This is a genomic window from Prevotella melaninogenica (assembly GCF_013267595.1).
Taxonomy (GTDB): domain Bacteria; phylum Bacteroidota; class Bacteroidia; order Bacteroidales; family Bacteroidaceae; genus Prevotella; species Prevotella melaninogenica_D.
Window position 1 is genome coordinate 349,449 of the sequence record NZ_CP054010.1, and the last position, 21,374, is coordinate 370,822.

Consider the following 21,374-nt stretch of genomic DNA (forward strand, 5'->3'; position numbering starts at 1 on the left):
ACTTCTTGCAATAGCATAACTCCTCAAACTCCAAAACATATTTCATGAATAACAGTATTGTCTTAATTCAATTAAAATACTTAACCTCTTAAGTTTCCAATCAAATGCAGATTCTATTAGCATCCGCAAAAATAATGAAAAGTACCACAAAGGTACAAACCCCAGATACACACCTGCCTCGTTTCCATAAGGAAGCGAGACAGATGGCATTAGAGCTGGGAGAACTCTCCGTTGAAAATCTTGCGAAAGAACTAAAGTGTAATGATAAAATAGCATTGGAGAACAAGCTTCGCTATCAAGACTTCTTCAACGAGGATGCTTATCTCGCGGCACTTCTTGCCTATTACGGTCAGGCTTATAAGTATTTGAAAGCAGAGGAATACAGCCTGAATGACTTTCTTTATGCAGACAAACACCTCTGGATAACAAGTTTCCTTTACGGACTATTACGACCGTTAGACCTCATACATCCCTACCGTCTGGAAGGTAAGACAAAACTTCCGTCAGCAGAAGGAAAGAATATATTTGATTACTGGAGACCACTTCTTACCGATATGCTCATTAAAACCTTGAAAGCTGATGACGGAATTCTTGTATATCTTGCCGCAGAAGAGTTCAAACATCTCTTTGATTGGAAGCGGCTGAAGAAAGAAGCACGTGTCATACATCCCTTCTTTATGGTGGATCAGGGCAGCCGGCTGAAAGCTATCAATGTCTATGCCAAGAGCTGCCGCGGTGCGATGACAAGTTATATAATACGCAACCAGCTGACATCATACGATGATTTGCTTGACTTTGAACTTGATGGTTTCACCTATCAACCCGATTATGGAGATGAGGAACATCCACACTTTATATTAAGGACATAAGCAAACATTTCGTCGTCAAACAACCAAACCAAATAGTACAAAAATGTCAATCGAAGAATACCGGCAGCAAATACTCAGTATTTTGCTTGCAAAAACCAACGCCAAGGGGACGGCTCGTTTTGATGAATCGTCTGCCAAGGAACTTCTTGACCAGTTATCAGATGAAGAACTGGAAGAAGGAATCCTATTCAACACACCTGAAGATGTAGCTGAAATCCTATCAGAAGTAGGAACACTCTAAGTGCTCATTTATAAGTAATAGAGGAAACCATAGGCGACATACGTAGTTTATTAGAGGTTTCTCACGGCTTATTATAAGCATATTCCATCTTAAACCCAAACATCTTCAGTAATGAAATATATTTACACAACTTACGGATATTTCTGTTTAAAAACAAGAAATAGAAGCATTTTTCAAGACTCTAATAACTCGTTAGTTATCAAGACATTATAAAGTAGTACGAGAAAAGGTGCTTAATTAGCTTTCAAAAGGGCGTTAGTTAGGCTCTTAAAGAGCATCTTTAACAAGTCTATTAAGGCTTAATTAGAATGCTATTCATGGTTATTAAAAATGCTAATGAGGATTTATTTTGACAAAACAACAAAAAAGGTAAAAGAGAATAAACCCTTTTACCTTTTTATTATTTACTAAATTTCTACTTAGAAACGATAACCCAATGTAAGGAGTAACTGACTTCTGTTATTCTTAACATCAGTGTTTGAAGCAATGTTAGACTCCGTTATAGTTGCAGTACTTGAAGTGTAAGTAACATCTCTTACATTAGAGAATGGAGCAAAAGAACCATTCTGTGCACTGTACTGATAAGCCAAATCAATATTGAACTTCTTGACCTGATAACCAACACCTAATGTGAAGCGATTAATTTCTCCCCAGTTTGTGTAGTCTGTTGTTGAAGCATACGATGTACCTAAAGAAGCAAGACCTGGATCCTTCTGTGCATCATTTACATACATTGCACTTACATAATTGTAACCCGCACGCAAAGCAACATTACTTACAGGCTTATACTCAACACCCAACTTCAAAGTGCTTACACCCTTCAGAACCTCCTTAGTGTGTGCATTCATATTCTTGTCAGGGATTGATGACTCGTAGTACTGACCATAGTAATAATCATAATAGCCACCATTGTTAACTCTGCTATTAATATTAGCATAGTTTTCATATTCATATGTAGCACCCAAGGCAAGGTAGTTGCCAACAGTGTGACCAAGAGAGAAGCCAAACTTCCAAGGTGTCCACATCTTGAAATCATATGAGTTAACATCTTTTTCCGGATTTGATGTGCCTGACGCATAAACAAGACGAGTAACATTTGAAGTCGTCAAGTCATACCATGTTGGAGACTTCACGTATGCACCAATTCTAAATGGAGACTCAGCTACTGGACGAACAATTACACCAGCAGTGATATCAAAACCTGAACCCGTTACCTTTCTCTCATCACGAACAAGTACACCACCAGCATTGTTAAAGTTCTCACGATACTCACTGTATCCCCTATAATTAACATCCTTCATACCGAATGTCAAACCGAGATAAACCCTGTCATTGAGGTTTCCACTCACAGCAAAGTCGTAGTTACCAATATAGCCAGTATGCGCACGGTCTAAAGTATAACCAGTAGCTTGCTGATAGCTATAAGGTCCAGTACCAGAGAACAATGAATTCCAATAAAGTTTATCAATCTGACTCCAAGTATATGCAACATTTGTTGATGTAGCATTTACATAGCCGATATTCTGACCTTCTTTATTCTTACCAACATAGAATCCTCCCTTATTCTCATCACCGAGTATGCCTTTAATATATGACTGCTTATTCTGTGAACTTCCATTCAAAGAGCCTGCAGCATTAAGGATATAATCAAAGTTCTTGCTCTTATGATAGTTGAAACCAAAGTTAAGGAATGACTTCTGACCAGTACGAGTAGTATAGACACCACCAATCTGGTCGAAACTCAGATTAGTCTTCTTACCATTAGAGAACTCCTTACCATCTGATTGCATAAGAAGACCAGCACTGAGACTAACATTGCTGTGACGGAACAAACCGATACCAGCTGGGTTAGAACCGATAGTAGAAATATCAGCACCCAAGGCTTCCATGGCTCCACCCATACCAACATAGCGTGCAGTACCATTCAAGTCCTCTCCTGCTAACTTAGCATTCTCGTATGTCTCCTGTGCATTTGCAGACAAAGCAGCAAACAACGAAACAGCAAAGAAAATATATTTACTCTTCATTTCTGATATTCTTTATTAATTAAACATTCATTATCCCAAATACTATCTATGACTACCGAAGGCACTGCGTGAGCCACCAGAACTGCTGCCTCCACCGCCAGAATATGAGCCACCGAAGTTACCACCACCTCTTGCACCACCAAATGAGCTTGGTGAAGGCTGTGAGAATGTAGAGCGCTCTGGCTGAGAATAAGAGCGTGTCTGATTCTCAAAACCATTCTGACGTGCGCCAGCGAAACGGTCATAGTAACTTCTCATATCATTACTCTGAGATGCATTGTTACCATACTGGTTTACATTGCCACGACGATTTGAGAAAGAAGATCGTCCGTTGTCATAGGAACCACTTCTTGCTTGAGAACCAAAGTCTCTTGGAGAGTTACCCCAGTGATTAGCTGTACCCGTATGACCATTGTAAGCATAGTAGCCACCTCTTCTATAACCATAGTAAGGATAGCCACCATAATAGCCATAATATCTGCTCCATGGGTTGTACCAACCATAGTCAGCATAACCATAATAGTATGGATAACCGCCGTAGTAGCCATAATATGGATAACCACCATAATAGCTATAATAAGGATAGCCACCATAATAACCATATGACCATGGATCATCCCATCTGTCATACCAGCCACCATAATAAGGTGAACGCCATCCCCATCCTACATAGAACGAAGAGCGACCAGCAAACCATGGGTCATAATAGCCACCCCAAAATCCATCAAAACGACTCATTCTTCGGCTATAAGCAAAGTCATCGTTATCGCTTTCGTACTGACGAGTGAAACCTCCATAGATAGTATCTAACACTACAGAGTCGCCATGCAACGTAGAGATACGCGACATAAAGATATCGTTTCCAAGAGAGTCAACTCCTATTTTCTTATAATTATACTTGCCACGACGATTGTATTCGTCATTAGACTTACCAATACCGCTATAATAAACAGGGCGGTCCTCCTCCACTTTACTCTGTTGATAAGCAGACTGATCCGCCTTTGACGGGGTAAAATAAAGGTCATCTTGCGCCATTGATAGCAATGGCATAGCTCCAAATAAAACCGAAAGTAATACTGAACGTTTCATATACCTTTTTTTTAATTTACACTTGTTTTAACACCAAGATAATGTTTGTACACAATCTTTATAGTGCAAAAATAAGATAACTTTCTTTGCAAATATACGGATTTTCCCTAATCCATGGTAGGTTTTTCCCTATTTTTTATAATTTTGCAGTAGAAATTTAACACCAAGATGAAATATATACAAGTAAAGTTTACGGCAAAACCTGATTCTCAGGATGTAAGAGACATCATTGCAGCTCTTGCAGCTGAAGTTGGATTTGATTCCTTCACAGACGAACCAGACGGACTCGTTGGCTACTGCCAAGAAGATCTTTTCAATGAAGAAACACTCACTGAGACCATGCAGAACTTGCCAATTCAAGACGTAAAAGTTTCTTTCGAAGCTGCTCAAGCTGAAGATAAGAACTGGAATGAGGAATGGGAGAAAGCTGGTTTCGACCCAATAATAATTGATAATCGCTGTGCTATCGTTTGCAAAAACATGGAAGAAGAAGCTGTTGCAATCTACCCTCAGCTTGAGACAATCCCAATGAAGATTGTCATTGATGCAAAACAAGCATTTGGAACAGGTACACATGAGACAACACAGATGATTGTTTCATTACTACTAAACCAAGACCTCAAAGAAAAGAGAGTTCTTGATTGTGGTTGTGGTACAGGTATTTTAGGCATTGTTGCAGCAAAGTGCGGTGCAAAAGAAGTTGTAAGCTATGACATTGATGAGTGGAGTGTACGCAATGCTGAGCATAATGCCGAACTAAATGGTGTAGAATTAGATGTGCTTGAAGGCGACAGACGAGTCTTGTCACACGTGAGTGGTGTCTTTGATGTTATCTTAGCAAATATCAACCGTAACATTATCCTTGAAGATATAGACGAGTTTGTCAGCGTTATGACAACAGAATCAAAGATTATTCTGAGTGGATTTTATGAGCAAGACGCAGAGGCTATCCTTCAAAAAGCTAATGAACTCGGTCTGAAAGAGAGTCAACGTTTGTTGAATCACGACTGGTGTTGCCTACTACTTGAGCGTCAGTAACATCATCTTGAATAAGTAGTTGCTGTAAGTCATAGAAGCTACCATTGTAGATGTCTAAGTCTACATACCCCTTAATACCTGGCAGCCTTCCGGCATCGGTATGCTGCCAGAATTTCCAAGCACCTTGGTACTCCATCTGATTAACATAATAGTGAGCTATCCAATAAGGATAATCATCAAAGCGAGAATCAGAAAGGTATTGATCTTTAAACTTATAATAGGTATAGATGATAGGCTTCACATGATACCTATCTTCTACTATATGTAGCCATGTCAGAATATTCTGCTGGAACTCTTCTGTACTGATATTCTTTGGTTTATGTTCCACATCAAGTACAGGTGGTAAATCTCCCGGCTGCAAATGAACCATAGCAAGGAAGAAATAAGCCTGACGACGTGCCGACGAGTTATTGCTCCAGAAATGATAAACACCACGTATAAAGCCTGACTCCTTTGCATTATAAAAGTTCTCACGGAACTTCACATCAACATGACTATCACCCTCTGTAGACTTTATAATAACAAAACATATGGGCGAACGGTCTATCATCGCATTTCTAAGTCGGTTCCAATTAATCGTACCCTGATAACGACTTACATCAATACCATAAATCGTATAGCCCTCTGGATAATCAGGGTCACCATAAATAGCGCGCCATCTAAAGCCTGTAGGTGATACAAAGAAATAATAGAACAAGAAACTATATCCAGCAGCAAGACACAATCCCCCTGCCCATCTCATCCAACTTGGCATCTGAATCCAAGTTTTTAGTATTGAATGAAGCACTTTGGAGATAAACATTTTCTTACTTTTGGATAATTTTATATTCTACTTTACATCTATATATATATTGAACTTTCAAGTTTTTTTCATGAAGAAAAGAATTTCTTTTCATGAAGAAAAAGATTTATTTACGTGAAAATAAATAATTATTTTCATGAAAATAAATTAGCACACTACTTAAATATGAGTTCAAACATGTTGTTTCATTAGATCAATAGACAACAAAAATGAAAGCGATTAAGCACTACTTACAGCTGTATTCATGTGCTTTTATTCTCGTATGGATACTATAATAATAGATTGAATATCAAAGGGATAATTTAAAATATTTACCAACTACTCAAAGCATAAAGGTCAGAAGAAAATAAGAAATTGTATAAAACAAAAGAAGAAACAGAGGATAGATTTATCCCCCATTTCTTCTTTATGAATATACTATTACTTAGCCTGCTCTAATCCGAGAGTCTTAGTAGTCTGATCACATACTGAAGAAGGGCCCCAGTACTGGATAGGACCTGGATAAACATAGCATGTTTCCTTAGCCCACTTCTCACGCTGAGCAGCAAAAGTCTTGAATGGAGCACCATCAAGTTCAACAAGTGCCTTACGAATAACAGGCTTCATCTCACCATTACGTCTCTCCATGTTCATCATCATAGTGATTGGCACACCTCCTGCCTTCCACTGATCAGCAGGAGCAGTAGTGTTCTTAACGATAGCCATATAACCTGTCTTACCGTTAGCTATCAACTGAGCTGCTGATGAACCAAGTGCATAGCAGTAGTCTGCATCAAAGTTAGAAGGAGCTGCACAACGACCCTCGTAACCAAAGAAGTGGTGCAAAGGAGAGAACTTTCCAGCATACTTACCTTCCTTCTTCCACTGATCAAGCTTAGCTGCAACCATCTCAGAGATGAGTTTCTCTGTCTCGATGAGAGATACCTGTACGTTTCCGTGTGGGTCACGGTCGAGAGAAAGCTGACGAGCAACACCCTCTGGAAGTGTCTCAAATGTAGCCTTATTCTCTGCAGAGAGGTGTTCAAGGATATACTTACGCTGTGCATCCTTGTCAAGGTTCAAATAATCAGCACCATGAGCAGCGAGCAAATCATTCAACTCCTGAATCAAACGACCGATAGCAGGAATAAACTCGATAAGACCTTCTGGAATCAAAACAACACCGAAGTTGTTACCCTGCTCTGCACGGTAAGCAACAACACCTGCGATATACTCAACGATATCATTCAAAGTCTGATCCTTAGATTCAATTTCCTCAGATACCAAGCAGATGTTTGGCTGAGTCTGCAAAGCACACTCAAGAGCGATGTGAGATGCAGAACGACCCATCAACTTGATGAAGTGCCAGTACTTACGAGCAGAGTTACAGTCACGCTCGATGTTACCGATAAGCTCAGAGTAAGTCTTAGTAGCTGTATCGAAACCGAAAGAAGTCTCAATCTGATCGTTCTTCAAGTCGCCATCGATAGTCTTAGGGCAACCAATAACCTGTACACCATACTGCTTAGCTGCATAGTATTCAGCCAACACACAAGCATTAGTGTTAGAGTCGTCACCACCAATGATTACAACAGCCTTGATATCCAACTTACGAAGAACCTCAAGACCCTTCTCAAACTGTTCTTCCTTCTCAAGCTTTGTTCTACCTGAACCAATCATATCGAAGCCACCAGTGTTGCGGTAAGCCTGAAGATTCTCAGCAGTAATCTCAATATAGTTGTGATCAACAAGACCACCAGGCCCCATAAGGAAACCATAAAGACGGTTCTCTGGGTTCAACTTCTTAACCTCATCGAAGAGACCAGAGATAACGTTGTGACCACCAGGAGCCTGACCACCTGAAAGGATGATACCAACGTTAATCTTAGCATTGTTAACCGAATCAGCTGGAACAAACTCTACGAGAGGCATTCCGTACGTGTTAGGGAATAACTTCTTGATATCCTCTTGATTGTCAACACTCTGTGTAGGAGCACCTTCCTGCACCTTTACTGCACCCTGAAGAGCCTTAGGCAACTTTGGCTGATAGCCTGCTCTTTCCTTCTGCAATGCGCTAATTTCCATGTGTTTAATTTAAATGATTTGAATATAATGATTTATTTAATGTCTTTACTACTCTGCAAATTTACCTTTTTTATCCGATAATAGAAAGGAAAAGACGCTAAATTAAAATTTTAACTCTATTTTTATGTAAGAAAGTCTTGCTTTTCTATTTTTTTATTTATCTTTGAACGAAAATATAAAATATAGCTATTTAGGATTAATATGAGCAACAAAAGAGATTTGAAACGCACCATCAATTACATTTGTGGTGATTTGTTTACAGAGGGCATCGCAGCATCTCTCTATGGTGAGAATCGTGATAATGACAATACTGAGGCTATCCTCACTTCTATTTTGGTAATGCACAGCAATTACATCAGACGCGTATCTCACGTTCAGCCGGGTATGCCTGCCAAAGTATATTTCAAAGACTTGAAAGACAAGTTTAGTAAAGAAGTCAATGAGATTGTTGATCAACTCAATAACCTTGCATAATGTTACAGGGTATATCAAAGTGGCTTCTTTATAGTTTTATGGGGTGGAAGAAGGATGTTAGGTTTACATTACCTGACAAAGCTATTATTTGTCTTGCACCTCACACAAGTAATTATGATTTCCTAATTGGTCAGCTTTACGCAAGCGCTGAGCGACTGAAGAGCAACTTCCTTATGAAGAAGGAATGGTTCTTCTGGCCGCTTGGTCCTATCTTTCGCAAACTCGGAGGAATCCCTGTATGGCGTGATAAGAAGACAAGTATGACCGACCGGTTAGCCGACTATGCTATAAAGGCTGACAAGTTCCAACTTTGTATTACTCCCGAAGGAACCAGAAGTCTAAACCCTGAATGGAAGAAAGGCTTTTATTATATTGCACTAACAGCACAACTGCCTATCTACCTCTACGGATTAGATTATGAAAGGAAGCTAATAGAGTGTTCAAAGGTTATAAAACCATCGGGCGATTTGGAACAGGACATGAAGGAAATCAAATTGTATTTCAAAGACTTTAAGGGTAAACATCCAGAATTGTTTACGATAGGAGAATTAAACGGATAATGAAGATAAAATTGCTGTGTACAGCCCTTCTTGCAATGTCGTTTACAAATATCTTTGCACAAGCGGGTAAATCAACATGGGGGAAAACTGATTATAAAGATGCACCATGGGTAAAGAATGTTTCTCGCCCTAATGAAATCACAGAGGGATTACAGAATAGACATCTTTCTGTATGGTCATCGCATGGAAGATATTACGATGCGAAGAAAGGTGGATGGAGATGGCAAAGACCAATTCTATTCGGTACTACCGAGGACCTATACACACAAACAATAGTTCTTCCTTATCTCATTCCTATGCTTGAGAACGCAGGAGCAATTGTCTTTACACCTCGTGAAAGAGACTGGCAGAAGAATGAAATTATAGTAGATAACGATAGTCGCACCAACTACAAGGAAGAGAGTATGAAGAAGAAGTGGGCGACCACTTCGGATAAAGGCTTCGCACAACATTATGGAAGCTATAATGATGGTGAGAATCCATTTACAGCTGGTACGGCTCGACAAGTAAAGGCAAGAAAGCGCAACAGTAAGATTAGCTCTGTTGTCTACCAACCCACTTTCCCTGAAACAGGACGCTATGCCGTATATGTAAGCTATCAGACACAGAAGAAGAGTGTGGAAGCGGCAGAGTATATTGTTTTTCATAAAGGACAAGAAACACATTTCCGAGTAAACCAACGTATGGGTGGTGGCACTTGGGTTTATCTTGGCACTTTTGAGTTTGACAAGGGAAACAGTATCAATAACTCTGTTGTACTGACTAATCATAGCTCGCATAGAGGTATTGTAACTACTGACGCAGTACGCTTTGGTGGTGGTATGGGTAACATTGTTCGTGGTGGAACAGTGAGTGGTTTACCTCGTTTCCTTGAAGGTGCAAGATACTCAGCACAATGGGCTGGTGCACCTTGGAATGTAGTCAGCAAGAGTAATGGCTCTAATGACTATAACGACGACATCAACTGCCGTTCCTTGATGACGAATTGGCTCGCTGGAGGTTCTTGTTATCTGCCTGAAAAGAAAGATGGTAAGAAAGTACCTATCGAACTTACGTTGGCTATACATAGCGATGCCGGAGTTAAAACTGATGATAGTTACGTAGGTACCTTGGGAATCTGTACTACGCAAGATGGTAATAAAACATTGGGAGATGGACTTTCACGTAAGGTTTCAAAGACCTTTGCAGAACAGTTGGTAGCCAATGTAAAGAAGGATTTGGACAATGCTTTCCACATCAATTGGACAACTCGTTCAGTGTGGGATCGCAACTATAGCGAAACGCGATTGCCTGAAGTTCCCTCTGCTATCCTTGAAACGCTCTCTCATCAGAACTTCCCCGACATTAAATTAGGTCAAGATCCTAACTTCAAATTCACCTTTGCACGTTCCGTATATAAGACTGTCTTGAAATATGAAGCTAACATGCACGGTAAGACTTATACTGTTCAACCACTTGCACCAAATAACTTCAAGATAGAATATGTATCAGCAAACAAGGTGAGATTGCAATGGAGACCAACTACGGATGCCAGTGAACCTACTGCAACCCCTACTTCCTATAACGTGTATGTTGCGATGGGAACAAGAGGTTTTGACAATGGTATGAACGTTCGCAATCCTTATTTTGACATAGAATTGCTACCTGGTGTAGTCTACAACTTTAAGGTAACGGCTTGTAACCGTGGTGGTGAGAGTTTCCCAACAGAAGTTCTTTCAGCTTTACGCAATGAAGGTGCAATTCAGACAATTCTCATTGTCAATGCTTTCAGTCGCCTTTCTTCTCCTGCTGTTGTTAATACAAGCACAGAACAGGGCTTCGACCTTGAAGCAGATCCAGGTCTTAGCTATGGTCCTGTGGCTGGATGGGCAGGAAGACAAGCCAACTTCAACAAGGCAATGATGGGCAAAGAAGGTCCAAGTGCCTTAGGTTATGGTGGCGAAGAACTCGTAGGTAAGGTTATTGCAGGAAATGATTTCAACTATGTCAAAGACCACGCAGAGGCATTACGCCATGCAGGAAAATACAATATCGTCAGCTGTAACAGTAAGGCTGTAGAGTATGGCGAGGTGAATCTTTCCAAGTATGCAATGGTTGACTTACTCCTTGGCAATGAGAAAGATGATGGGCATAGCTTGTATTATTACAAGACTTTTAAGCCTGCACTTCGTCAACAGTTGACAAAGTACCTGAATAATCGTGGCAAACTCTTTGTCAGTGGTTCTTATCTTGCATCCGATATGCAGGGTGTTGATGAGCAAGATTGGTTGAAAAACAACCTCAAGATTACATTTGATGGGGCAAACTATGACAATTATAACTCTGTAGTAAGTGGTATGGGAATGTCATTCGATGTTTACCGCACTATCAACGAGCAACATTACGGTGCTTATACACCAGACTATATTCTTCCTGTTGACAATGCTTTCAGTACCTTAACTTATGCAGATGGCAAAACAGCAGCTGTGGCATATAAAGGAACTGACAACAGTGTTTTCTCACTATCCTTCCCATTCGAGTGCATCAAGGATGCTCCTACGCGTAACAGTATCATGAAGGGTATTGTCAACTTCTTAATGAAGAAATAAAAACAAAGAAATTGGAATAATCTAAAAGCGTAAAGACTATGTATAAAATTCAAGCAAACGCTTCGGGAACACGAAGCATTGAGATTACAGACAGCCATCTTGAGACAATAAAGAAATATTCACTTCTCTCTGGACTGGTTGATTCCAATGGTATTATTGACGAGGATATCCTCGACAAACTGAGATTCAATGTTCGTGGACTTCTCGAGTCTGAACCTGGTAAAGATAAAGACTTGTTAGACTTATGTCTTGATGTTATTTATAATCAAAACATGAAAGCTATCGGACTTAAAAATCTTGTAACACTCTTCAAGGAGTGGATCTTAACACACCAAGATGCTGAAGAAGAGAACAGTGAAGTTCTTTAATCATAAAGAAGGAATAATAGTAAAGTTCAATTTCTTGAAAACAAGTAACATACTTAAAAAGAAATTCATTTAAAAACAAAAACATTTGAGTTCACAAAAAGAAAATAGAAGACCTGCAAAGCAGCATAAAAAGACAACACCTACACAGCGACAAGATAGAGAGGCTGCTGTTAAGAATGAAGCAAAAACCACAAGACCTTCAAGATTTCAGTTGACAGACTTCCTCCCTACCACAAAGAAGGAAGTAGAACTCCGTGGGTGGGATCAGTTAGACATTATCCTCTTTTCGGGTGATGCCTATATAGACCATCCTGCTTTTGGTGCTGCTGTCATTGGTAGAACACTTGAGGCAGCTGGCTATAAGGTGGCTATCGTTCCACAACCTGACTGGCATGGCGACTTCCGAGACTTCAAAAAATTAGGCCGTCCACGTCTCTACTTTGGTATCTCACCCGGCGCAATGGACTCGATGGTGAACAAATACACTGCCAATCGTCGTCTACGCTCAGACGATGCTTATTCACCTGATGGTAGACCCAACCTGCGTCCAGAATATCCAAGCATTGTTTACTCTAATATCCTCAGACAGCTCTATCCCGATGTTCCTATCGTCTTAGGCGGCATCGAGGCTTCATTACGTCGTCTTACTCATTACGACTATTGGAAAGATTGTGTTCGTAAGTCCATTCTCTGTGATGCACGTGCCGACATGATTATCTATGGTATGGGTGAAAAACAGGTGGTAAGCATAGCACAAGAGTTGGAAAATGGTGCTAACATTAAAGACTTGAAGCATATTCCACAGACCGTATATCTTTGTAAAGAATCAGAGATTCCTGACGGAATAAAAGAGAGTGATATTGTACTTCATTCCCACGAGTCTTGCTTACACAACAAAAAATATCAAGCAGAAAACTTCAAACATATAGAAGAAGAGTCAAACAAGAAGCACGCACAACGTATTCTGCAGGCTGTTGACAACGTTTATGCCGTTGTTAATCCACCCTATCCTACCATGACAACAGAGGAGGTAGATGCAGCCTACGACCTACCATATACACGCGAACCACATCCGAAGTATCGCGGTAAGACTATCCCTGCCTATGAGATGATTAAGCACAGTGTGAACATTCATCGCGGATGCTTTGGTGGCTGTTCATTCTGTACCATTTCTGCACATCAGGGTAAGTTTATTAGCTGTCGCTCGAAAGAGAGTATCTTAAAGGAAGTAAAGCAGGTTATACAGATGCCCGACTTCAAAGGTTATCTCTCCGACCTCGGTGGTCCATCAGCTAATATGTATGGTATGGCAGGTAAGAACCAGAAGGCGTGTGAGCATTGCAAACGACCGAGTTGTGTGAATCCAGAGATATGTCCTAACCTTGAAACCGACCACACCAAACTGCTTGAAATCTATCATGCAGTCGATGAACTACCAGGAATCAAGAAGAGTTTTATCGGTTCTGGTGTACGTTATGACCTACTTCTGCACAAGAGTAAGGACGAGAAGAGTAATGAAGCTGCCAGACAATATACTCGTGAGTTGATAACACGACATGTGAGTGGACGATTGAAGGTTGCACCAGAGCATACTTCAGACCGCGTTCTAAATCTGATGCGTAAACCTTCGTTCCAACAATTCTATGCATTCAAGAAGATTTTTGACCGCATCAACCGTGAGGAGAATATGCGACAGCAGATTATTCCTTACTTCATATCTTCTCATCCTGGCTGCCAGGAAGAGGATATGGCAGAGTTGGCGGTACTGACAAAAAACCTTGACTTCCACTTGGAACAAGTGCAGGACTTCACCCCTACCCCAATGACAGTTTCTACAGAGGCATGGTACACGGGGTATGATCCTTACACACTCGAACCAATCTTCTCAGCAAAGACACCAAAGGAGAAACTTGCACAGCGTCAATTCTTCTTCTGGTATAAGCCTGAAGCACGACGAGATATTGAGCGAGAGCTTCACCGCATTGGACGTAGTGACTTGATTGCTAAGCTCTATGACAATGTTCCGAAGCGACACCCTCGTGCGGTTTATGATCCTAAGGCAATTGGAAGTACTCCCGACATTCCAAACAAAAAACGGAAGGGAAGAGAGGAAAAACCAACAGAGAATCGTAGAAAATCTGCTAAGCAAAATGGTAAACAGCCAAAAAGTTTCAACCCAAACTTTTCTGGTAACCATCGTCGCAGACAAAAATAAGACATCTAAAAAAAGAGTTATGACCCATTAATCATAGCTCCTTTTTTTTAGTTTTCATTGATAGCAGAGCTGAGACTTCACTGTCAAATAGTTTTTATAACATACCAAAGATGTTGATTGAAGAAATACAGAAAGGACTATGAAAACTAAATCTACATTGTTATGAAATAATATGACAAAATAAAAGATAACCGGTTCAGAATCATTCCCGAAGGTAAGTTCTCAACAAATTCATAACCAACTAATATCCAAAGAAATAGAAACAACGACAAAGAAGAGGCTTAGCTTGATTCAAGAAGGGCGTTAGTTAGCCCCATGAAGGGCGTCTTCAATAAGCAAGACTGGCCTTGTTTAGAAATCAAAAGAGCATGTCTTATATTCTTGATTAGATTTTTTATTACAAAACAACGGAATAAGTGATGAGTAAAGAGCCGACAAGCAACTCCTTTTATCATCTATGCTACGATAAAGGATGAGCATAAATGATATACTTTAGGTATATATAGAAAATTTATAACTAACAGTTTGCCAGTATGATGAGAGTTCCTTTTCGAACATCTGACTACAAAAGACTTTCAAGGTAGCAGTCATTGACTATTGCACTGCACGAATAAGTCTTTCCCTATAGGCAACCCGTGCTTTGGTTACTATGACCTCTGCTGACTTCTCACGACAAGCTTGACTTCGTTATGGTATAGCAAAGACATCATCTTCACCTGCGCCCGTGAGACCTCCTCAGATTCCCCCCTTCCTTTGCCTATGTAATTCCCGCTATCATGCTTACTCGTGATTTGAACCCGTTAGATAATGCTCATGCCGAGCGTACCAAAGAAAGAACATGCGTTCTCATCTGTCCTTACTTTAAGCATACTGGTAAAGGCAAAAATAATAAATTACTATTAAGAATGATTTGTTATGCTTGTAATATAATTTAGTTAGTTTAACAAAATAGTGGTAGCATGAATACAAAATAATACGTATTTTTGCAATAAATAAAAGAAAGATAGTATGTGCGATATTAAGGACGTAGCCAGATATATTGGCTTATCACTAATTAATAAAGGCTTATCAGTTAGTCCATTGAAGCTCCAAAAAATACTTTATTATGTTCAATCATGGAATATGGTAATCTTTGGTCGGAACAAAACATTGTTTGCTCAAGCTCCACAAGCTTGGGTTAATGGTCCTGTATATCCAGAGATTTATTATGAATACAAAGATAAGGTACCGAATATGTGTGATTATTTAGATGAAACTAATTTTGGTACTGATAGTGCTCATATCGATAAAACTCTTCAAGAACTGGCAGAGAAATTATCATTCTCAAAAGACCAAATAGAGTTATTAGATTCAATATTCATGTTATATGGCTCGAAATCGCAGAATGATCTTATATTTTTAACTCATTCTGAAAAGCCATGGGTAGAAGCTCGTGGTAGTCTTAACCCTTTTCAACGTTCTGGAGAGAGTATTAGTCTAGATACAATGTATAGTTTTTATAAAGATAGATACGATAGAAATCGGAAGCACCATGAAGCTCAATGAATGTGATATTGATATACAACGTGAAGAATTAGAAACAATCAACAAACCTGATTCTTTTAAGAATAAGATTCATACAGATGATGTTTTGATATCAAAGAATTTACCAATAGTCATTAAGTATGATTATATTGATTTGGGCAAAACTGATTATCATTTTCATCAAGATTTTACTTTGAGAGATACGCAAGCCTATTTCTCTAAGATGAAAGAGATATCATCTAACACCATAAACAATCTAGAGAAAATAGCAAAGGAACATCACTTCTATCCTTCACCATTCACAGGGAAGGTAAGAGAGAATATCCTAAAAATTATGCCTAATGTAGATGAGAGCATTATTATCTATCACTTTGGACTATATGAATGTGACAGCAGAGAAGCAAGAAGAGAAACTGGAGAAAGGTCTCCTAGAATCTATTTTGTGTTAGGCAATTATGGCTTTATCTATATCTTATTTTTTGATCCTTTCCATGAATTGAATCCTTAAATAAATACCAGCGAGTCTGTCTAAAATTAAATCAATACATGACAAGATTATTTCTTACCTTATGTCGATAATAAAAAAGAGCTATACAATACCTTAACAATATTTAAAGAGGTGAAGATAACTATCTCCACCTTTTTTAGTAATTTTGCATTTGATTCTGTAATAAGAGCCTTTTTGCTCCTACAAAGTAGATGGGCAGGAAGAAACAGATGATTAAAAGATAATTTATTAAGAAGCTATAAATAAGAAAATAAATTCAAATTATGAGTAAGCAAACAGAAAAGATCAAGGCACTCGTGGAGAAGCGCGAGTTAGCACGCTTAGGTGGTGGCCAGAAGGCCATCGACAAGCAGCATGAGCGCGGAAAGTATACTGCACGTGAGCGTATTGAAATGCTGGTTGACAAAGGCAGCTTCGAGGAATACGATATGTTCAAACTCCATCGTTGTCATAACTTCGGTATGGAGAAGAAGCAGTACCTCGGTGATGGTGTTGTTGCTGGTTCAGCAACTATCGACGGTCGTCTCGTCTACCTCTATGCACAGGACTTCACCGTAAACGGTGGTTCGCTTTCTGAAACAATGGCTCAGAAGATATGCAAGGTAATGGATATGGCTATGACCAATGGCGCACCAGTCATCTGTATGAACGACTCTGGTGGCGCACGTATCCAGGAGGGTATCTCTGCTTTGGCAGGTTACGGCGAAATCTTCGAGCGTAATATCCTCGCTTCTGGTGTTATCCCACAGATCTCAAGCATCCTTGGTCCATGTGCCGGTGGTGCAGTTTACTCTCCAGCATTGACAGACTTCATCATCATGAAGGAGCAGACAAGTTACATGTTCCTGACTGGTCCTAAGGTTGTAAAGACCGTAACTGGTGAAGATATCGACGCAGAGCACCTTGGTGGTGCAAGCGTTCACGCTTCAAAGAGTGGTGTAACAAGCTTCACAGCTAAGACTGAGGAAGAGGCAATGGACCTTATCAAGAAGCTCCTTTCTTACATTCCTTCAAACAACCGCGAGGAAGCACCACGTGTAGAGTGTACCGACCCTATCGACCGTAAGGAAGACCTCTTGAACGAGATTATCCCAGACGATCCAAACCAAGCATACGATATGTACAAGGTAATTCAGGCTGTAACAGACAACGGAGAGTTCTTTGAGGTTCAGCCAAAGTTTGCTAAGAACATCATCACTGGTTTCGCTCGTTTCAATGGTCAGAGTGTTGGTATCGTAGCTAACCAGCCATCAGCCTACGCAGGAGTATTAGACACTAACGCAAGCCGTAAGGGTGCGCGCTTCGTTCGTTTCTGCGATGCTTTCAATATTCCAATCGTTTCACTTGTTGACGTACCAGGTTTCCTCCCAGGTACTGGTCAGGAGTATAACGCTGTAATTCTTCACGGTGCACAGTTGCTCTATGCTTACGGTGAGGCTACAGTTCCAAAGATTACTATCACATTGCGTAAGAGCTATGGTGGTTCACACATCGTTATGGGTTGTAAGCAGCTCCGTTCTGATCTCAACTTTGCATGGCCAAGCGCAGAGATTGCCGTTATGGGTGCATCTGGTGCTGTTGCCGTTCTCTGTGGTAGAGAAGCTAAGGAAGTTAAAGAGCAGGGTGGCGACGTTAAGCAGTTCCTCGCTGAAAAGGAAGAGGAGTACTCAGAGAAGTTTGCTAATCCATATCAGGCTGCTCAGTTCGGCTACATCGATGATGTTATCGAACCACGCAACACTCGTTTCCGCATCTGCCGTGGCTTGGCTCAGTTGGCTCATAAGAAGCAAGACTTACCAGCTAAGAAGCATGGCTGTATGCCAATGTAATAAGGAGGCACGCAACTATGGATAAAAACGTATATGCAGCTATTGCAATGGCACTCTATGAGTTTGCCGGAAACAATGTTCACGATAACGAACCAGGTATTATCACTATTCTGCCAAAGCAGACAATGTGGGATGCTAAGTTCGAGATAATGACAAAGAAACCATAATAGACAACAATGAAAGAATTCAAATATACTATCGACGGCAAGGAATATAAAGTCGAGATTGGTGAGATTAATGCCGAGAATGTTGCAGAAGTATCTGTCAACGGTGAGCAGTATGCAGTACAGATGGAACAGCCTGCTGAACCAGAAAAGAAGAAGGTTGAGCTTGGTAAGCCAGCTGCTGCTGAGGCAAGTGAAGAGGCTACTCCTGCTGTTGCTATCAACAGTTCTGCAGCTGTTAAGGCTCCAATTCCAGGAACCATCACATCTGTTGAGGTGACTGTTGGTCAGGAGGTAAAGGCTGGCGATACTGTTGTTGTCCTCGAGGCTATGAAGATGCAGAACAACATCGAAGCTGAGAAGGATGGCAAGGTAACTGCTATTGCTGTAAAGGTCGGTCAGGCTGTGCTTGAGGACGACCCATTGGTTGTTATTGAATAATTCTGCTATCAGTTGACATTCGTCACTGATGCTATTATCATTTTCTTAAGAGGGTGTGTCATTACGGCATATCCTCGCTTTTTTGATAATAGTACATCAAAATATAGGAAATAAAAAAACACATAATCACATTTCTTTCTCCAAGCAGGAAAGAGGAATATCTATTATAAAGTTACACCTTATTAATAAATAACTTCCTTACCTTACTTTGAAAGAAGAAATGTGATTGTGTGCTTATAACAGTAAGGACGCTACGTCCTACACTTACAAAGTCAAAGGGTTTATCCTCTAACTGATACCCTTTTCTATCTGTTTATAACTTGTTGCCTTCCTTTGGAAAAACAATTGAGGGCTTGAAGTTTTTTGCCTCTTCAAAATCCATCAATGCATAAGAGATGATAATTACCTCATCTCCTACTACCACCTTGCGAGCTGCTGCACCATTCAAACAGATACAGCCTGAGCCTCTTTCTCCCTTAATAATATAAGTTTCAAAGCGTTCACCATTGTTGTTATTCACAATTTGAACCTTCTCACCTGCTATCATATTAGCAGCATCCAACAAGTCTTCATCAATGGTAATACTACCCATATAATGAAGATTTGCCTCTGTGACAGTAGCACAGTGCAACTTACTTTTTAATACTTCTATCTGCATCTTTTCTTATTATCCTCTGTATTTTATGTGGTCAATAAGTCGAATAGGCGTATGACCACAATAAACTGTAATACAACCTACAACATACGCTTCCCATGTATTTATTTCAAGAAGCGTGTTGCCATCTACAATCTCAAAATATTCTACCTCAAGTCCGTCTACTGCATTGATATCGGCAATGACTTTCTCACGTGTTTCTGCTACAGTATGGGTCTTAGAAAACACTACACTTTGACTTAACGCCTCGTAGATCTTCGGTGCTATAGCACGCTCGTCAGCTGTCAATAGCATATTGCGTGAACTCATAGCTAAACCATCCGCATCACGTATAATTGGACACTCCACTATCGTTATTTCATCCTTCATGCCAATGAAATCAACAAGACGTTTGATAACAGCTATCTGCTGCCAATCTTTCTCACCGAAATAGGCTTTATCTGGATGAACAATATAGAATAATCTGCTGACAACTTGGCAAACACCATTGAAATGACCAGGGCGTTTTGCACCCTCCATCACTGTAGATTGTGGTGGAAAATCGTATTGACGATTATCTGGTTTAGGGTATACTTCTTCAACAGATGGGGCAAAAACATAGTCTGCTCCACAAGCTTCAATAAGCTTACAATCAGCCTCTAATGTGCGAGGATAACGTTCTAAATCTCCCTTATCATTAAACTGGGTAGGATTAAGAAAAACAGAAACGACTGTTATATCATTCTCCTTGACGCTTTGTTTCACAAGTGACGCATGACCATCATGCAACGCACCCATCGTAGGAACTAATCCAATAGTTTTGTTTTCCTTGCGACAAGAGAAAAGTTCGTTCTGAAGTTCAACAATCTTTTGGATAACTTTCATCAGTCTCTAAAATTAAAATCGTTGCAAAGTAACAACAAAATAATTAAATAGACGAGATTTTAATTAAATAATCTCAACATGCCCTACTTTTTATTTGTTTTCAGGCGAAAGCAGGAGTTGTCTCATTTTTTTTTCGTACCTTTGCAGAAAATAAGCTGCGCCCAGAAAAGACTAACATTCTATGCGTTTGCTTGCAATAGTTGCAGAAACAAAAATTCTAACATAAAGAATGGGAAAAAAAGTATTATTTGTTAATCAAGAAATCATGCCATATGTGCCTGAGACAGAGATGTCTTTCTATGGCTCAGAAATGCCACACATCATGCAAGAAGCTGGATTTGAGATCCGTACATTCATGCCAAGATGGGGAAATATAAACGAACGTAGAGGGCAGTTACACGAGGTTATTCGCCTTTCAGGTATGAACTTGATTATAGACGATACAGACCATCCATTGATTATCAAGGTGGCAAGTATTCCGCAGACACGTATACAGGTTTATTTCATTGATAATGAAGATTACTTCCAGAAACGTCCTGCAATGACAAAGGACGAATTGGGTAACGACTATCCTGACAACGGCGAGCGTGCTATCTTCTTTGCAAGAGGCGTATTGGAGACAGTAAAGAAGCTAAGATGGGCTCCTGATGTGATTCATTGCCAGGGTTGGATGTCTTCTGTTATCCCATTCTATGTAAAGACTGCCTACAAAGATGAGCCACAGTTTGCCAATTCAAAGGTTGTGACTTCACTCTTTGCAGAACAGCCACAAGACAGCTTAGGTACTAACTTTAAGCATTGTCTTGAGTTCCGTGAGGCGAAGGCTAAGTATTTGAAGAACTATGGTGACGACTTCGATTTCATGGAGTTAGGTAAACTGGCTATCGACTATTCTGATGGTGTCATTGGTACCAGTGACAAAGCTCACGCTGATCTTATCAACTATGCTAAGACTCACGATAAGCAGCTTTTGGAACATGCAATCGATGATGCTGAACTAAAGGAGAAGTATTCAGAATTTTATAATAAATTGTTCTGATACACTTAGATTCAT

At 40.0% G+C, this 21,374-nt stretch carries 20 protein-coding genes; 14 read left to right on the forward strand and 6 right to left on the reverse strand.

Annotated features, from left to right (window positions below):
- The first annotated feature begins 104 nt into the window (after positions 1 to 104).
- Positions 105 to 869, forward strand: coding sequence for a YaaA family protein (locus FIU21_RS01365; protein ID WP_004359486.1), 765 nt, complete (start codon positions 105 to 107; stop codon positions 867 to 869).
- Positions 870 to 912: 43 nt separating this feature from the next.
- Entirely contained in the window at positions 913 to 1,110 is a 198-nt protein-coding gene (locus FIU21_RS01370) for a hypothetical protein (protein ID WP_004359487.1), read from the forward strand.
- A 419-nt stretch (positions 1,111 to 1,529) separates the two neighbouring features.
- On the opposite strand, the gene FIU21_RS01375 is transcribed toward FIU21_RS01370, so the two are convergent.
- Both FIU21_RS01375 and FIU21_RS01380 read right to left on the reverse strand, forming a co-directional pair.
- Entirely contained in the window at positions 1,530 to 3,137 is a 1,608-nt protein-coding gene (locus tag FIU21_RS01375; RefSeq protein ID WP_004359488.1) for an OmpP1/FadL family transporter, read from the reverse strand.
- A 42-nt stretch (positions 3,138 to 3,179) separates the two neighbouring features.
- Complete coding sequence (locus FIU21_RS01380; protein WP_004359489.1) at positions 3,180 to 4,226, reverse strand: hypothetical protein; 1,047 nt, start codon at positions 4,224 to 4,226, stop codon at positions 3,180 to 3,182.
- Positions 4,227 to 4,394: 168 nt separating this feature from the next.
- Between FIU21_RS01380 and prmA the strand changes: the two genes are divergently transcribed.
- Positions 4,395 to 5,264, forward strand: a complete 870-nt coding sequence (prmA, locus tag FIU21_RS01385; RefSeq protein WP_004359490.1) for a 50S ribosomal protein L11 methyltransferase — start codon at positions 4,395 to 4,397, stop codon at positions 5,262 to 5,264.
- On the opposite strand, the gene FIU21_RS01390 is transcribed toward prmA, so the two are convergent.
- The gene (locus FIU21_RS01390; RefSeq protein WP_394358099.1) at positions 5,188 to 6,018 is read right to left on the reverse strand and encodes a glycoside hydrolase family 25 protein; all 831 of its coding nucleotides are present in this window, start codon (positions 6,016 to 6,018) and stop codon (positions 5,188 to 5,190) included. The two genes, prmA and FIU21_RS01390, sit on opposite strands and share 77 nt — an antisense overlap.
- A 468-nt stretch (positions 6,019 to 6,486) precedes the next feature.
- Positions 6,487 to 8,130, reverse strand: a complete 1,644-nt coding sequence (locus tag FIU21_RS01395) for a diphosphate--fructose-6-phosphate 1-phosphotransferase (protein ID WP_004359492.1) — start codon at positions 8,128 to 8,130, stop codon at positions 6,487 to 6,489.
- Between the two features lie 201 nt (positions 8,131 to 8,331).
- Between FIU21_RS01395 and FIU21_RS01400 the strand changes: the two genes are divergently transcribed.
- The 10 genes from FIU21_RS01400 (at position 8,332) to FIU21_RS01445 (ending at position 18,801) form a co-directional block, all read left to right on the forward strand.
- Positions 8,332 to 8,604: a hypothetical protein gene (locus FIU21_RS01400; RefSeq protein ID WP_004359493.1), complete on the forward strand. Its 273-nt coding sequence runs from the start codon at positions 8,332 to 8,334 to the stop codon at positions 8,602 to 8,604.
- Positions 8,604 to 9,164, forward strand: a complete 561-nt coding sequence (locus FIU21_RS01405) for a 1-acyl-sn-glycerol-3-phosphate acyltransferase (RefSeq protein ID WP_004359494.1) — start codon at positions 8,604 to 8,606, stop codon at positions 9,162 to 9,164. Before FIU21_RS01400 ends, FIU21_RS01405 begins: the two co-directional genes overlap by 1 nt.
- On the forward strand, positions 9,164 to 11,752 hold the full coding sequence (locus tag FIU21_RS01410) for a golvesin C-terminal-like domain-containing protein (protein WP_004359495.1): 2,589 nt from the start codon (positions 9,164 to 9,166) through the stop codon (positions 11,750 to 11,752). Before FIU21_RS01405 ends, FIU21_RS01410 begins: the two co-directional genes overlap by 1 nt.
- 38 nt (positions 11,753 to 11,790) lie before the next feature.
- Entirely contained in the window at positions 11,791 to 12,120 is a 330-nt protein-coding gene (locus FIU21_RS01415) for a DUF8442 family protein (protein ID WP_004359496.1), read from the forward strand.
- Positions 12,121 to 12,205: 85 nt separating this feature from the next.
- Positions 12,206 to 14,335 (forward strand): YgiQ family radical SAM protein, encoded by a 2,130-nt coding sequence (locus FIU21_RS01420; protein ID WP_036885929.1) that lies wholly within the window; start codon positions 12,206 to 12,208, stop codon positions 14,333 to 14,335.
- Positions 14,336 to 15,343: 1,008 nt separating this feature from the next.
- Positions 15,344 to 15,880 (forward strand): Panacea domain-containing protein, encoded by a 537-nt coding sequence (locus FIU21_RS01425; protein WP_004359498.1) that lies wholly within the window; start codon positions 15,344 to 15,346, stop codon positions 15,878 to 15,880.
- On the forward strand, positions 15,867 to 16,367 hold the full coding sequence (locus FIU21_RS01430) for a hypothetical protein (RefSeq protein WP_004359499.1): 501 nt from the start codon (positions 15,867 to 15,869) through the stop codon (positions 16,365 to 16,367). The genes FIU21_RS01425 and FIU21_RS01430 overlap by 14 nt, the downstream gene beginning before the upstream one ends.
- Before the next feature lie 263 nt (positions 16,368 to 16,630).
- Complete coding sequence (locus FIU21_RS01435) at positions 16,631 to 18,196, forward strand: acyl-CoA carboxylase subunit beta (protein WP_004359500.1); 1,566 nt, start codon at positions 16,631 to 16,633, stop codon at positions 18,194 to 18,196.
- 17 nt (positions 18,197 to 18,213) lie between these two features.
- Positions 18,214 to 18,363: a hypothetical protein gene (locus FIU21_RS01440; protein WP_004353441.1), complete on the forward strand. Its 150-nt coding sequence runs from the start codon at positions 18,214 to 18,216 to the stop codon at positions 18,361 to 18,363.
- A 9-nt stretch (positions 18,364 to 18,372) separates the two neighbouring features.
- Positions 18,373 to 18,801 carry a biotin/lipoyl-containing protein gene (locus FIU21_RS01445; RefSeq protein WP_004359501.1) on the forward strand — a complete coding sequence of 143 codons (429 nt, stop codon included), beginning with the start codon at positions 18,373 to 18,375 and terminating at the stop codon, positions 18,799 to 18,801.
- A 313-nt stretch (positions 18,802 to 19,114) separates the two neighbouring features.
- Here FIU21_RS01445 and panD read toward each other — a convergent pair whose 3' ends face one another.
- The gene (gene panD / locus FIU21_RS01450; RefSeq protein ID WP_004359502.1) at positions 19,115 to 19,459 is read right to left on the reverse strand and encodes an aspartate 1-decarboxylase; all 345 of its coding nucleotides are present in this window, start codon (positions 19,457 to 19,459) and stop codon (positions 19,115 to 19,117) included.
- Positions 19,460 to 19,468: 9 nt separating this feature from the next.
- Positions 19,469 to 20,320, reverse strand: a complete 852-nt coding sequence (gene panC / locus FIU21_RS01455) for a pantoate--beta-alanine ligase (protein WP_004359503.1) — start codon at positions 20,318 to 20,320, stop codon at positions 19,469 to 19,471.
- Between the two features lie 229 nt (positions 20,321 to 20,549).
- Between panC and FIU21_RS01460 the strand changes: the two genes are divergently transcribed.
- Entirely contained in the window at positions 20,550 to 21,359 is an 810-nt protein-coding gene (locus tag FIU21_RS01460) for a glycogen/starch synthase (RefSeq protein WP_004359504.1), read from the forward strand.
- The last annotated feature ends 15 nt before the right edge of the window (positions 21,360 to 21,374 follow it).